At 71.8% G+C, this 13,571-nt stretch carries 15 protein-coding genes; 4 read left to right on the top strand and 11 right to left on the bottom strand.

Annotated elements, in window-relative coordinates:
• Nucleotides 1-6 precede the first annotated feature (6 nt).
• From ACZ7FF_RS19495 to ACZ7FF_RS19480, 4 genes are all read right to left on the bottom strand, one after another.
• Nucleotides 7-732: an ABC transporter ATP-binding protein gene (locus ACZ7FF_RS19495; protein ID WP_470813464.1), complete on the bottom strand. Its 726-nt coding sequence runs from the start codon at nt 730-732 to the stop codon at nt 7-9.
• Nucleotides 733-930: 198 nt separating this feature from the next.
• On the bottom strand, nt 931-1,695 hold the full coding sequence (locus ACZ7FF_RS19490; RefSeq protein ID WP_470813463.1) for a DUF3710 domain-containing protein: 765 nt from the start codon (nt 1,693-1,695) through the stop codon (nt 931-933).
• A 1-nt stretch (nt 1,696) separates the two neighbouring features.
• Nucleotides 1,697-2,257: a dUTP diphosphatase gene (gene dut / locus ACZ7FF_RS19485; RefSeq protein WP_470813462.1), complete on the bottom strand. Its 561-nt coding sequence runs from the start codon at nt 2,255-2,257 to the stop codon at nt 1,697-1,699.
• Nucleotides 2,254-2,838 (bottom strand): PaaI family thioesterase, encoded by a 585-nt coding sequence (locus tag ACZ7FF_RS19480; RefSeq protein WP_470813461.1) that lies wholly within the window; start codon nt 2,836-2,838, stop codon nt 2,254-2,256. Before ACZ7FF_RS19480 ends, dut begins: the two co-directional genes overlap by 4 nt.
• Before the next feature lie 112 nt (nt 2,839-2,950).
• Between ACZ7FF_RS19480 and ACZ7FF_RS19475 the strand changes: the two genes are divergently transcribed.
• Nucleotides 2,951-3,415 carry a DUF3093 domain-containing protein gene (locus ACZ7FF_RS19475; protein ID WP_470813460.1) on the top strand — a complete coding sequence of 155 codons (465 nt, stop codon included), beginning with the start codon at nt 2,951-2,953 and terminating at the stop codon, nt 3,413-3,415.
• A 208-nt stretch (nt 3,416-3,623) separates the two neighbouring features.
• Here the strand turns inward: ACZ7FF_RS19475 and ACZ7FF_RS19470 are convergent, their stop codons facing one another.
• The 4 genes from ACZ7FF_RS19470 to ACZ7FF_RS19455 all read right to left on the bottom strand — a co-directional run bounded on the left by ACZ7FF_RS19470 (nt 3,624) and on the right by ACZ7FF_RS19455 (nt 7,144).
• Nucleotides 3,624-4,538: a hypothetical protein gene (locus ACZ7FF_RS19470; RefSeq protein ID WP_470813459.1), complete on the bottom strand. Its 915-nt coding sequence runs from the start codon at nt 4,536-4,538 to the stop codon at nt 3,624-3,626.
• A gap of 13 nt (nt 4,539-4,551) precedes the next feature.
• Nucleotides 4,552-4,848 carry a DUF4193 domain-containing protein gene (locus tag ACZ7FF_RS19465; protein WP_003997302.1) on the bottom strand — a complete coding sequence of 99 codons (297 nt, stop codon included), beginning with the start codon at nt 4,846-4,848 and terminating at the stop codon, nt 4,552-4,554.
• Between the two features lie 392 nt (nt 4,849-5,240).
• On the bottom strand, nt 5,241-6,485 hold the full coding sequence (locus tag ACZ7FF_RS19460; protein ID WP_470813458.1) for a sensor histidine kinase: 1,245 nt from the start codon (nt 6,483-6,485) through the stop codon (nt 5,241-5,243).
• A gap of 5 nt (nt 6,486-6,490) precedes the next feature.
• Nucleotides 6,491-7,144 (bottom strand): response regulator transcription factor, encoded by a 654-nt coding sequence (locus ACZ7FF_RS19455; RefSeq protein ID WP_470813457.1) that lies wholly within the window; start codon nt 7,142-7,144, stop codon nt 6,491-6,493.
• A 416-nt stretch (nt 7,145-7,560) separates the two neighbouring features.
• On the opposite strand from ACZ7FF_RS19455, the gene ACZ7FF_RS19450 reads away from it, so the two are divergent.
• Nucleotides 7,561-7,734, top strand: a complete 174-nt coding sequence (locus ACZ7FF_RS19450; RefSeq protein ID WP_403958224.1) for a hypothetical protein — start codon at nt 7,561-7,563, stop codon at nt 7,732-7,734.
• 98 nt (nt 7,735-7,832) lie between these two features.
• Here the strand turns inward: ACZ7FF_RS19450 and ACZ7FF_RS19445 are convergent, their stop codons facing one another.
• Nucleotides 7,833-8,648: an inositol monophosphatase family protein gene (locus ACZ7FF_RS19445; protein WP_470813456.1), complete on the bottom strand. Its 816-nt coding sequence runs from the start codon at nt 8,646-8,648 to the stop codon at nt 7,833-7,835.
• Between the two features lie 8 nt (nt 8,649-8,656).
• The gene (locus ACZ7FF_RS19440; protein WP_470813455.1) at nt 8,657-9,784 is read right to left on the bottom strand and encodes a ferrochelatase; all 1,128 of its coding nucleotides are present in this window, start codon (nt 9,782-9,784) and stop codon (nt 8,657-8,659) included.
• A 172-nt stretch (nt 9,785-9,956) separates the two neighbouring features.
• Here ACZ7FF_RS19440 and ACZ7FF_RS19435 point away from each other — a divergent pair, with 172 nt between their 5' ends.
• Complete coding sequence (locus tag ACZ7FF_RS19435; protein ID WP_470813454.1) at nt 9,957-11,195, top strand: MFS transporter; 1,239 nt, start codon at nt 9,957-9,959, stop codon at nt 11,193-11,195.
• Nucleotides 11,155-12,474: a D-arabinono-1,4-lactone oxidase gene (locus ACZ7FF_RS19430; protein WP_470813453.1), complete on the top strand. Its 1,320-nt coding sequence runs from the start codon at nt 11,155-11,157 to the stop codon at nt 12,472-12,474. Before ACZ7FF_RS19435 ends, ACZ7FF_RS19430 begins: the two co-directional genes overlap by 41 nt.
• Here ACZ7FF_RS19430 and ACZ7FF_RS19425 read toward each other — a convergent pair.
• Nucleotides 12,398-13,123: a hypothetical protein gene (locus tag ACZ7FF_RS19425; protein WP_470813452.1), complete on the bottom strand. Its 726-nt coding sequence runs from the start codon at nt 13,121-13,123 to the stop codon at nt 12,398-12,400. The two genes, ACZ7FF_RS19430 and ACZ7FF_RS19425, sit on opposite strands and share 77 nt — an antisense overlap.
• Nucleotides 13,124-13,571: the final 448 nt, after the last annotated feature.

Below are 13,571 nucleotides of genomic sequence, written 5' to 3'. Positions count from 1 at the left end.
GCGATCTCACACCTGGACGATCTCGCCGTCCCGCAGCTCCAGCACCCGGTCCGCCAGGTCCAGCAGCGTCGCGTCGTGCGTGGCGACCAGCACGGCCGGGGGTCCCTCCGCCTCCGCGGGGTCCCCGGGGGCCTGTTCGCCGTGGACGACGGCCCGCAGCAGCTCCATGACGGCGTGCCCGGTCTCGGCGTCGAGCTGGCCCGTCGGCTCGTCGGCGATCAGCAGGGCCGGGCGGTTGGCGAGGGCGCGGGCGATGGCGACCCGCTGCTGCTGGCCACCGGACAGCTCGCCGGGCCGCTGCGCCGCGTGGCCGGCGAGCCCGACGAGGGACAGCAGCAGCTCGACGCGCTCCTCACGCTCGCGCGGGTCGGCTCGGCGCAGCCGCAGCGGTACGCCGACGTTCTCGGCCGCGCTGAGGATCGGGATGAGCCCGAAGGACTGGAAGACGAACCCGATGCGGTCCCGGCGCAGCCGCAGCAGCTCGTTCTCGCCCAGCTCCGCCAGCTGCCGCCCGTCGACCTCGACCCGCCCCCGGTCGGGTGTGTCGAGCCCGCCGACGATGTTCAGCAGGGTGGTCTTGCCGGAGCCCGAGCGGCCCTTGAGCGCGATCAGCTCGCCGCGGGGCACCTCGAGGGAGACCCCCCGCAGCGCGTGGACGGCCGCGGCCCCCCGCCCGAACGACTTGTGAACGTCCTCGACCCGCACCATGGTCCCGGTGACCACCTGACGCATGTCGCCTCCCCCGCCGGCAGACCGCCAGTATCACCACGCCGGGCAGCGCCCCGAAAGGGGCGCGGGGAACTGCGCGACCAGCCACGACGCACCCGCACCCGGCGACGGCACGTCTGCCCCACGCTCGCGAAGCCGCCAAAACGGGCCGCGCCTTCCAAAGGCACGGCCCGTACATCCCTGCTGAACCCAGCGGAGCGCCTAGCGGACTTCGGTGATCTCAGGTCCACGCTGCAGCTGCCCCATGCCCCCGGAGAAGCGCGAGGACTCCTCCTGCTGGAGGCCCTCGGGGACCATCTGCGCGTCGTTCGGCAGCTTGAGGACGATCGGGTCGCGGGGCGCCATCGGGCCCTCGCCGCGGACCACGACGGTGTCGCGGAAGATCTGCTCCAGCAGGCCGGCGGCCTCCGGCTGCACCGCCCCCTGGCCGGAGATCACGCCGCGCAGGAACCAGCGCGGGCCGTCCACGCCGACGAACCGCACGACCTGGAAGCCGCTGGTGCCGTCGGGCAGCTGCACCGGCACCTGGGCCCGCAGCTCCCAGCCGAGCGAGCCCTCGACCTCGTCGACGATGCCACCCTGCTGGGTGATGCCGGAGGCGATCTCCTCGCGGACCTCGCCCCAGATGCCCTCGCGCTTGGGCGCGGCGAAGGCCTGCAACTGCACCGCGCTGTCGCGCAGTACGACGGTGGCGGCCACGATCGCGTCGCCGGCGACCTCGACGCGCAGCTCCATGCCGTCCACGCCCGGTACGAACAGTCCGCCGAGGTCCACACGGCCCTCGGCCGGGTCGCGCACCTCGGTGCTGTCCCACGGCCCGTCGGGCCGCGGCTCGGGCTCCAGCCGGACGCGCTCGCGCTCGGCCTCGACTTCCTCGTCCGCCTCGGTGTCGACGCTGTCGACGACCTGCTCGGCCTCGCCGGCCGCGTCCTCGGCGGCACCCTTCTTGTTGCGACGTCCGAACACGTCACTGTCCTTCCCGGTCGGATACGACCGAAGCGTATCGATTCCCACCCGTCGGACCGCCATCGGCGGCCCGACCGCTTGTGCCGCTCTCGCCGCCCACCGCGGCATGACCCCCGGTGGACCCGAAGCCCCCCTCGGCCCGCGCCGAGCCGGGAAGTTCCGCCACCTCCTGGAAGCGGACCCTCTCGACCTGCTGGACGACCAGTTGGGCAATCCGGTCGAAGCGCTCGAACCGCACGGACTCGCGCGGGTCGAGATTCACCACGATCACCTTGATCTCCCCACGGTACCCGGCATCGACCGTCCCCGGGGCATTCACGAGGGCGACACCGCAGCGGGCGGCGAGCCCGGAACGTGGGTGCACAAAGGCCGCGTACCCCTCCGGGAGGGCGATGGACACCCCCGTGGGCAGTACGGCCCGTTCGCCCGGCTCCAGCGTGCACGCCTCGGTGGTGCGCAGGTCGGCTCCCGCGTCCCCGGGGTGCTCGTAGGACGGAAGCGGCACGTCCGGGTCGACGCGCCGGATCTGGACGTTCAGCGGCTCGCGGCCGGTGGGGGTCACGGGTTCACCTCGAAGGCGCGGGCGCGCCGGATCTGGTCGGGGTCGCTCATGGCCGCCTGGATCTCCTCGTCGCGGCCGTGGTCGATGAAGTGGTCGACCTTCACCTCGACGAAAAGGGCGTCGGCGCGGACGGCGACGGGCCCGTCGGGGCCGCCGATGCGCCCGGTGGCGGTGGAGTAGATCTTCCGTCCGGCGACCGCGGTGACCTCGGCCTCCAGGTGCAGCGTGGTGCCGACCGGCACGGGCCGTACATAGTCCGTCTCCAGCCGGCCGGTCACGGCGATGGTCCGCAGCAGCCAGTTCAGCGAGCCGAGGGTCTCGTCGAGGGCGGTGGCCAGCACCCCGCCGTGGGCGAGGCCCGGCGCGCCCTGGTGGGCGCTCTGGACGGTGAACTCGGCGGTCAGGGAGACGCCCTCGCCGGCCCGGGCCTCCAGGTGCAGTCCGTGGGACTGACCGGGGCCGCATCCGAAACAGTGTTCGTAGTGGGCACCGAGGAGTTCCCCGGGTGCGGGCGCGTCGGGGTGCCGTACCGGTTTCACCGCGTCGGCGGGGGGCTGAAGAGCTGCGGAACTACCACTCACAGGCGCAGACCTTACCCGTCCGCCGAGCGCCCACCACCGCCCTGCCCGGCGGGGCTTCGCACCGGCCGCCCCGACTCCGGCCGCCCACGGATCCCGTGCCAAGCTTGACTCCATGCAGCTCTCCGCCACGCCCTACGAAGAACGCCTCACCGCCCCTCGCTCGTGGTGGTTCGTCAGCTTCCTCGTGGGCGTCTCGTTCGCCCTGATCCTGCTCCCCTTCGGCACCCTGCCGCTGCTGGGCGGCCTGGTGGGCGGTACGGCCGCGGCGGCGGTGGTCGCCAGCGCCTACGGCTCGCCGCGCATCCGGATCGTGGGGGACTCGCTGATCGCGGGCGAGGCGAAGATCCCGGTGTCGGCGCTGGGCGAGGCGGAGATCCTGGACGCGGAGGAGGCACGCGCCTGGCGCACCTACAAGGCCGACACCCGCGCCTTCCTGCTGCTGCGCGCGTACATCCCCACGGCCCTGCGCGTGGAGGTCACGGACCCCGAGGACCCGACGCCGTACCTGTACCTGTCGACGCGGGAGCCGGAGCGGCTGGCGGCGGCCATCGAGGCGGCGCGCACGGCGAACGCCTAGGGCCTGTCTGACCATGCGCGTCGTCGCCCGAAGGGCGTCCGCGCGGCGTCAGGCGCGTGCTCTCGGCGTGCCGGCCCCAGGCCCTCGTACCGGACGTACTCGGGACTGGGGCCGGCACGGCGAGCGTGCGCGCATGGCGTCGCGGGGCAGACGGGAATGGCCAGACAGGCCCTAGGGGCTATCCCGCCGGAGGTCCTGGGAGGACGCGCTAGAACTCGTCGGGCAGATCGCGCAGGTCCAGCGGCTCCGCGGGCTGTTCCAGCGGCGGCAGCTGCAGGAGCTCGTCCCACGGCACCTGGGCCTTGCGCAGGTCGGCCCTGATCCGCGCGGCCAGTCTTCGGGTGTCCCGGCGGTTCATGACCGCCCCGACCGCGGCGCCCACCATGAACGGCATCAGGGTGGGCAGGTTCCGGACCGTCCGCTTCATGATCTGCTGGCGCAGTTCGCGCTTCATGCGGCCGCCGAGGGCCGCGTCGTAGGTCGACGGCTTCATCACGTCGACGCCGCGCTCCCCCGACCAGGAGGACAGATACGCGGTGCTGCGGACTCTGAGGTTCCCCGGCGGTCGTACGCCGTACACCTCGTGCAGTTCCGCGATGAGCTTCAGCTCGACCGCCGCGACCCCGGTGATCTCCGCGGCCAGTTCGGTCGGCAGGGCGGGTGGCACCGGCAGCATGGCCGCCGCACCGATGCCGGCCCCGATCGTCGAGGTTCCGGCCGCCGCGCCCGCCACCAGCTTGTCGGCCAGTTCCTCGGGTCCGAGACCCGGGAACTGCCTGCGCAGGGTCGCGAGGTCGCGTACGGGCACACGCGGGGCGATGTCGATGATGCGGTCCGCGACGTAGGAGAGCCCCGCGCGGGCGTGACTGCCGCCTTTGCGGGCGCCTTCCCGGGCCATCTTCCGGGCCCTGTCACGGATGACCGCCGCCCGTCGGCGTGCGACGGGCGCGGGCCACTGCGCCGGCTCCGGGTGGTCAGCCCGGCCGGCCGCCGGTTCGAGCGAGGCTCCCGCTTCCGGTGAGCCCCGCTCGTCGTCACGCGCGCCGTGCGGGCCGTGGGACGGCCCTTCGTCCGCTCCCCGCCCGGGGAAGCGGCGCTTCCTGGGAGGGGTCGAGCCAGACACGGCCGACCCGCCCTCAGTCGCAGTCGCGGCAGATCGGCTGACCGTTCTTCTCCCTGGCCAGCTGGCTGCGGTGGTGGACCAGGAAGCAGCTCATGCAGGTGAACTCGTCCTGCTGCTTCGGCAGGACCCGGACGGCCAGCTCCTCGTTCGAGAGGTCCGCTCCGGGCAGTTCCAGGCCTTCGGCGGCCTCGAACTCGTCGACGTCCACCGACGAGGTGGACTTGTCGTTCCGCCGTGCCTTCAGCTCTTCCAGGCTGTCGGAGTCGACGTCATCGTCGGTCTTGCGTGGAGTGTCGTAGTCGGTTGCCATATCGCTCTCCCCCTCTGGGTGTCTGCGGTGTCTCCAGCGCACGTAACGCGTGAGAGGCCGGACTTGTGCCCGACCTGAGGCGGAGATTTTGCCTCACATCAAGGGCTGTTACTCAATCGACACCCAACCCGACCTCTCAAGAGTGATCGGCTTGGATGGCGGTGAGGACCGTACACGCTTCGAATGCCGCACCTCAAAGGCGCCTCACCGTGTACTTCCCGTGATCAAGAGCCCTGAAAACCAGGACTTTCCCGGCTTTCCGTCATCTGTCATGATCACAGAGAGTACATGGCTGGAAATCCGCCTATGTGATCGATCACACAGCGAGAAGCCCATTCGGCCGCCGAAAAATTCCGCGTAGAGCGAACATCGCCCGCGTGTGTCGATTTCGGTCACAGCGGCAGGGTGACGCGCATCACCAGACCGCCTCCCTCGCGCGGCTCCGCCACGATCTGGCCGCCGTGCGCGCGGGCCACGGACCGCACGATGGACAGGCCGAGCCCGACACCCTTGTCGCTGTTCGTGCGCTCCGTACGGAGCCGCCTGAAGGGCTCGAAGAGATTGTCGATCTCGTACGCCGGCACCACCGGCCCGGTGTTCGCGACGGTGAGCACCGCCTGCCCGTGCTGGACCTCGGTGTTCACCTCCACCCACCCGTCGTCCGCCACGTTGTACCGCACCGCGTTCTGCACGAGGTTCAGCGCGATCCGCTCCAGCAGCACGCCGTTGCCCTGCACCACGGCCTGCTTGCGCTCGCCGCGGATCTTCACGCCCTTCGCCTCGGCCTCGCCGTGCACCTGGTCGACGGCCTGGGTGGCCACCTCGGCCAGGTCGACCGGTTTGCGCTCGACGATCTGGTTGTCGCTGCGGGCGAGCAGCAGCAGGCCCTCGACCAGCTGCTCGCTGCGCTCGTTGGTGGCGAGCAGCGTCTTGCCGAGCTGCTGGAGCTCCACCGGCGCGTTCGGATCGGACAGGTGCACCTCCAGCAGCGTGCGGTTGATCGCGAGCGGGGTGCGCAGCTCGTGGGAGGCGTTGCCGACGAAGCGCTGCTGGGCGGTGAAGGCCCGCTGCAGCCGCTCCAGCATGTCGTCGAAGGTGTCCGCCAGCTCCTTCAGCTCGTCGTCCGGGCCGTCCAGCTCGATGCGGCGGGACAGGTCGGAACCGGCCACCGCGCGCGCGGTGCGGGTGATCCGGCCGAGCGGGGACAGCACGCGCCCGGCCATCGCGTAACCGAACGCGAAGGCGATCACGGCGAGGCCCAGCAGGGCCATCAGGGAGCGGCTGAGCAGATTGTCCAGGGCCGCCTGGCGCTGGTGGTCGGCGCAGCGGCTGATCGCGTCGTTGAACTCCGCAAGCGGCACCTGGTTGGTGATCGCGGGGCAGTTGTCGCTGGAGACCTTCAGGTCCTGGAAGCTGACGATCTTGAACAGCGGCGCGTTGCCGGTGGTGATGGCCTGCGCGGCCAGCAGGTAGATGATCGACAGCAGCAGGATGCCGGCGATCAGGAACATGCCGCCGTACAGCAGCGTGAGCCGTATGCGGATGGTCGGGCGCAGCCACGGGAACGGGGGCTGCGGACGCCTGGGGTCCCAGGTGGGTTTCGGTGGCGCCTGCGGGGGCGCGGGGGTCGCGGCCATGGCGATCAGATCCGGTAGCCGGAGCCGGGCACGGTGACGATGACGGGCGGCTCGCCCAGCTTCCGGCGCAGCGTCATGACCGTCACGCGGACCACGTTCGTGAACGGGTCGGTGTTCTCGTCCCAGGCCTTCTCCAGCAGCTGCTCGGCCGAGACGACGGCGCCCTCGCTGCGCATCAGCACTTCGAGGACCGCGAACTCCTTGGGCGCGAGCTGGACCTCCTTGCCGTCGCGGAAGACCTCGCGGCGGTTGGGGTCGAGCTTGATCCCGGCGCGCTCCAGGACGGGCGGCAGGGGCACGCTGGTCCGGCGGCCGAGGGCCCGCACGCGCGCGATCAGCTCGCTGAACGCGAAGGGCTTGGGCAGGTAGTCGTCGGCGCCGAGCTCCAGGCCCTCGACCCGGTCGCTGACGTCTCCAGAGGCGGTGAGCATGAGCACGCGGGTGGCCATGCCCAGCTCGACGATCTTGCGGCAGACGTCGTCGCCGTGCACGAGCGGGAGATCGCGGTCGAGGACGACCACGTCGTAGTCGTTGACGCCGATGCGCTCCAGGGCGGCCGCCCCGTCGTACACGACGTCGACGGCCATGGCCTCCCGGCGCAGTCCGGTGGCCACCGCATCCGCGAGCAGCTGCTCGTCCTCGACGACGAGTACGCGCACGTCGCTTGTCCTTCCTCTGTCCACCCGCGTAGGGCGCCGGGCGCGCATGCGGGCAGGGGTGTTCGTGGGGTGTGACCTCCATCCTGCCCTTTTCGGTCATAAGTCGGCTGTAAGACGGGGGCCCGGACCGCAGGGACCGTGGCCGCGTGAGGGGAATACGAGATTTTCTCCTCCGGTTGAGGTTTCCGGGACGGGGAGCGGGGGGAGGACGGCTTTACACCCGCGATCACGCTCTGCATGTGCCGCAGCACCATGCGGTACATCGCGATCCGCTTCGGCAGAGTGGGCGCGGGTGTCCGGCACCGACGCCGCCCGGCCGGGCGCGGCCGGGCACCTGCCAGAGCTTGATCGTCCCTTCCCGCACACGGCACACCCCCGTGCCACCCGACCCACGACCCAGGACGAGGGGGCGCAGCATGGACGCTTTCACCGCAGGACTTCTGCAGCGCATAAGGGCGACCGAGTCCGACCTGACCCGGGCTCGTGACGAGGGCGACGACTTCCTCGCCGAGGTGGAGCAGGCAGAGCTCGACGACCTGCGCCGCCTCGCCGCCGAACACGGTGTGGAGGTCGGCGCGTCACGCGTCTGATCGGTTCGGAAGCGCACGAAGGGACCCCGGCGAATCCAGCGCCGGGGTCCCTTCGTGTGCGGTGGCACCGGGCGGGATCCCTCCCGTCCGGTCCCGCCTCAGTCGTGCCAGGCCCCGAAGTCCTCCAGCAGCCGCTGGAGGGGCTCGAAGACCCCGGGGGTACCCGCGACCGTCAGATCCCGCGACGGCCGCTCTCCGGCCCGTCCACCGGTCAGCGCGCCCGCCTCCCGGGCGATCAGGTCGCCCGCCGCGTGGTCCCACGCGTTGAGCCCGCGCTCGTAGTACCCGTCGAGCCGGCCGCAGGCCACGTCGCACAGGTCGACGGCCGCCGAGCCGCTGCGCCGGATGTCCCGCAGCAGGGGGATCAGCCTGGCCGCCACCTCGGCCTGGTGGGCGCGGACCTCGGCGACGTAGTTGAAGCCGGTGGAGACCAGCGCCTGGTCCAGCGGGGGCGCGGGGCGGCAGGCGAGCGCCCGCTCGCCCTCCCCCGCGCCCGTGGCCCATGCGCCGCCGCCGCTAACTGCGTGGTATGTCTCGCCGCGCATCGGGGCCGCGACGACCCCGGCGACGGTCTCGCCGTCCCACTCGGCCGCGATGGACACCGCCCAGGTCGGCAGCCCGTACAGGTAGTTCACGGTGCCGTCGAGGGGGTCGATCACCCAGCGGACGCCGCTGGTGCCCTCGACGGAGGCGCCCTCCTCACCGAGGAAGCCGTCGTCGGGGCGGCGCCCGGAGATCAGATCGGTGATCAGCTTCTCCGCCGCGATGTCCATCTCGGTGACGACGTCGATGGGGCTGGACTTGGTCCGCGCCACGGCGAGGTCGGCCGGGCGGCCGTCCCGCAGCAGCTCACCGGCCCGGCGGGCGGCCTCCTGGGCCAGCTCCAGCAGTTCCCGGTGCAGGGCGTCGGTCACGGGTCTCCTCACGCGTAGGGGCTGTCGGCGCCCGCCGCGGCGGGGCGGGGCGCACGGGGCGGGCAGCAGCCGACCGGGCAGACGTCGTGGCTCGCGCCGAGGGCGCCCAGGGCGCAGGGGGTGACGTCCTGCCCGCGTTCCACGGCGGCGCGTTCCACGATCAGGTCGCGGACTGCGGCGGCGAACCGGGGGTCGGCGCCCACGGTGGCCGAGCGGCGCACCGGCAGGCCCAGCTCCCGGGCCTTGGCCGTCGCCTCGGTGTCGAGGTCGTAGAGGACCTCCATGTGGTCGGAGACGAAGCCGATCGGCGCCATCACCACGGCCGGGGCGCCGGCGGCGTGCCGCTCCTCGAGGTGGTCGCAGATGTCGGGCTCCAGCCACGGGATGTGCGGGGCGCCGGAGCGGGACTGGTAGACGAGCCGCCAGGGGTGGTCGGCACCGGTGCGCTCGCGGACCGCGTCGGCGATCAACTGGGCGACGTCCAGGTGCTGCTCGACGTAGGCGCCGCCCTCGCCGTGGGCCTCGACGGGGCCGGAGGTGTCGGCGGCGGCGGTCGGGACGGAGTGGGTGGTGAAGGCGATGTGGGCGCCGGCGCGGAGGTCCTCGGGCAGCTCGGCGAGGGAGCGCAGCACCCCGTCGGTCATGGGTTCGACGAAGCCGGGGTGGTTGAAGTAGTGCCGCAGCTTGTCGATCCTCGGCAGCGGCAGGCCCTCGGCCTCCAGGGCGGCCAGCGCGTCGGCGAGGTTCTCGCGGTACTGGCGGCAGCCGGAGTAGGAGGCATAGGCGCTGGTGGTGAGCACCAGGATGCGGCGGCGGCCGTCGGCGACCATCTCGCGCAGGGTGTCCGTCAGGTAGGGCGCCCAGTTGCGGTTGCCCCAGTAGACCGGCAGGTCCAGGCCGTGGTCGGCGAAGTCCTTGCGCAGGGCGTCCAGCAGAGCGCGGTTCTGGTCGTTGATCGGGCTGACCCCGTCGAACAGGAAGTAGTGCTGCCCGACTTCCTTGAGGCGTTCCTTGGGGATGCCGCGCCCGCGCGTGACGTTCTCCAGGAACGGGACCACGTCGTCCGGGCCTTCGGGGCCGCCGAAGGACAGCAGGAGCAGGGCGTCGTACGGGGTGGCATCGAGCGCGTCTGGCATGTCTCGATCCTGCCACCCGGTGCTGACCGCCGGGAAACGGCCGGGTGAAGAGTCGTGTTCCAGGGGGTTTATGCCGGTTTTTTCCGCTGTTGATCCAGGTGCGTTAAGGGTCCCCTAACTCGTAAGCTGTATCAGCCGCACTCGCGCCTTACCGAGCCGTTTCGGAGACCACGTGCCCAGCCCCTACCGAGCCCTGTTCGACGAGCCCGGCACCAAGGCGTTCTCCGCCGCGGGACTCCTCGGCCGGATGCCGCTGTCGATGATGGGCATCGGCGTGGTCACGATGATCTCCCAGCTCACCGGGCGGTACGGGCTCGCGGGCGCGCTGTCGGCCACCATCGCGCTGTCCGCGGCGGTGATCGGGCCCCAGATCTCCCGGCTGGTGGACCGGCACGGGCAGCGCCGGGTGCTGCGTCCCGCTACCCTCGTGGCCCTCGTGGCGGCGGCCGGGCTGCTGCTCGCCGCCCACCTGGGGTGGCCGGACCGGGTGCTCTTCGCCTGTGCGGCCGGGATCGGCTCGGTGCCCAGCCTGGGCGCCATGATCCGGGCCCGCTGGGCCGCGCTGTACCGGGGCACGCCGAAGCTGCACACCGCCTACTCGTTCGAGTCGGTGGTCGACGAGATCTGCTTCATCTTCGGCCCGATCATCTCCATCGGGCTGTGCACGGCCTGGTTCCCGGAGGCGGGCCCCCTGCTGGCCGCCTGCTTCCTGGCGGCCGGGGTCTGCTGGCTCACCGCCCAGCGCGCCACCGAGCCGGTGCCGCACCCGCGCGAGCGGCAGGGCGGCGGCAGCGCCCTGCGCTCCCCCGCGCTCCAGGTGCTGGTGGCGACCTTCGTGGCGACCGGCGCGATCTTCGGGTCGGTGGACGTGGTCACCGTCGCCTTCGCCGACGAGCGCGGGCACAAGGGCGCCGCGAGCGTGGTGCTCGCCCTGTACGCGGCCGGTTCCTGCGCGGCCGGGGCGGTCTTCGGGCTGCTGCGTCTGGCCGGGGCGCCGGAACGTCGCTGGTTGCTGGGCGTGTCGGCCATGGCCGTGAGTATGATCCCCCTCCTACTGGTCGGAAACCTGCCGCTTCTGGCCGTGGCGCTGTTCGTTGCGGGGCTGTCCATCGCACCGACGATGATCACGACGATGTCCCTCATCGAAGAGCACGTACCTCGCGCACAGCTCACCGAGGGCATGACCTGGGTGAGCACCGGCCTCGCGGTCGGCGTGGCGCTCGGCTCCTCCCTGGCCGGCTCGGTGATCGACGCCGCCGGGGCGCACGCCGGGTACGGGGTTCCGGTGCTGTCCGGGGCCGTCGCGGTCGTGGTCGGTTTCCTCGGGTACCGCCGGCTGCGCAGGCCGGCCGCGGGTCGGGGAGGCACCGTTGAGCAGCACAGCGAGCGGGAAGAACGGCACCTGGCGTAACTGGGGCGGCAACGTCACCGCCCGGCCCGCCCGGCAGGTCGCACCGGCCTCCGTGGAGGAGTTGGCCACGGCGGTGCGCCGGGCGCGTGAGGACGGCCTGAAGGTGAAGGCCGTCGGCACCGGGCACTCCTTCACGTCGATCGCCGCCACCGACGGCGTGTTGATCCGCCCTCACCTCTTGACGGGCATCCGCAACATCGACCGCGAGTCCATGACCGTCACGGTCGAGGCGGGCACCCCGCTCAAGAGACTCAATGCGGCCCTGGCGCGCGAGGGACTGTCGCTCACCAACATGGGCGACATCATGGAGCAGACCGTCTCCGGGGCCACCAGCACCGGAACCCACGGCACGGGCCGCGAGTCCGGCTCCATAGCCGCCCAGATCAAGGGGCTCGAACTCGTCACGGCGGACGGCTCGGTGCTCGTCTGCTCCGAGAAGGAGAACCCCGAGGTCTTCGCGGCCGCGCGACTGGGGCTCGGCGCCCTCGGCATCGTCACCGCGATCACCTTCGCCGTGGAGCCGCTGTTCCTGCTCACCGCGCGCGAGGAGCCGATGCCCTTCGAGCGGGTCCTCGCCGAGTTCGACCAACTGTGGGCCGAGAACGAGCACTTCGAGTTCTACTGGTTCCCGCACACCGGCAGCACCAACACCAAGCGCAACAACCGCAGCGCGGGCCCCGAGCAGCCCGTCGGGCAGCTGGCCGGCTGGTTCGAGGACGAGTTCCTCTCCAACGGCGTCTTCCAGGTGGCCCAGTGGGCCGGCCGCGCGGCACCCGCCGCCGTCCCCGCGATCGCGCGGATCTCCAGCAGGGCCCTGTCCGCGCGGACGTACACGGACATCCCGTACAAGGTCTTCACCTCCCCGCGCCGGGTGCGCTTCGTGGAGATGGAGTACGCCGTCCCGCGCGCGGCCCTGGTGGAGACCCTGCGCGAGCTGAGGACCATGGTCGACCGCTCGGGCCTGCGCATCAGCTTCCCCGTCGAGGTGCGCACCGCCCCGGCCGACGACATCACCCTGTCCACCGCCTCCGGGCGGGACAGCGCCTACATCGCCGTGCACATGTTCCGGGGCACGCCGTACCAGTCGTACTTCACCGCCGCCGAGCGCATCCTCACCGCGCACGAGGGCCGTCCGCACTGGGGCAAGGTGCACACGCGGGACGCGGAGTACCTCGCCCGGGTGTACCCGCGCTTCGGCGAGTTCACGGCGTTGCGGGACCGTCTTGACCCGGAACGGCTGTTCCAGAACGACTACTTGCGGAGGGTTCTGGGGTCGTAGGCGTCGCGGCGGACCCGCTGGGCGTGGGGGTCGCGCCCGGGGTGGTGCCGGCGCTCGGGGCCTCGCCCGCGGTGCCGCCAAAGCGGCCGGGTGCGGGGGTCGCGCCGCCGGCCGTACCCCCGCCGGCGGAGGGTGTGCGACCGCTCCGCTCCCCGGACGGCGTGCCCGACGGGGCCGGCACCTCCTCGGACTTCGAGGAGGCCGGGCGGCGCCCGGTGACCGCGTCGCTGACCGTCGTGCCCCCGCCGCCGCTGAAGCTGCTGCCGGACACGAGCTCGTACGTCGTGATGCCGGCCATGGTCACGCCGAACACCATGGCGGCCGCGACCACCGGCCGCCGCCAGTTCCTCACCCGCGCGCGGTAGACGGTCCCCTCGCCGAACTCGCCCGGGGGCGAGGGCACTTGCCGCGGGGGACGGGGGGTCGCCTTCGCCTCCCGGAACTGCTCCCCGGTCCGCCTGAAGAAGTGCTGGAAGAGGGTGCCGCCGCAGGTGGCGACGACGCTGACCACCCCGGCGCCGAGGATCGTGCCGTACACCCCGAAGTACGAGGCCATCTTGGCCGCCACGACCGCCGCCAGGGCGCTGCCCGCCACCTGGGGGACGCTCAGGTCGATCCGCCTGCGAACCGCGGCGGGTGTTTCACGCATACCCGGAACCTGCCTGCCTTTCCCGTACTTGATCGACATTCACCGACCTACTGCACGAGAAGGGGACGTACGAACGAAACCATTAGTTCCGTTTCTGGGGATTGCGTGAAGTTCGCCACGTTCATGATCGACAAAACCGGTTGCGGAGGGCCGGGAGACATCTCTTGCCAGAAGTTGGGCGGCGCGCCAATCCACGCACGTGGTCCGAATGGAGTACTGTTGCGAGCCCTGGGTCCGGTCTCCCACCAGGGTGTCCGCGGCCTTGAAGGACCGCCGGGAGGGGGCTAGTTGCACAGGGTGACGGAGTTTGTCACTTAGCGTTGCGAATAGGTAACCGTGCCATAACGGCGGCCCAGGGCCCGTGCCCGACACGCCGGGCAACTCGGCAAGGTTGTGGCAGGCTGCACCCGGGCAGGCCACACTCGACTAGCGGAAGCAGCGACGCACG

It is taken from the genome of Streptomyces sp. NPDC037126, from assembly GCF_055605965.1.
This window is presented reverse-complemented; position numbering and strand designations above follow the sequence as displayed.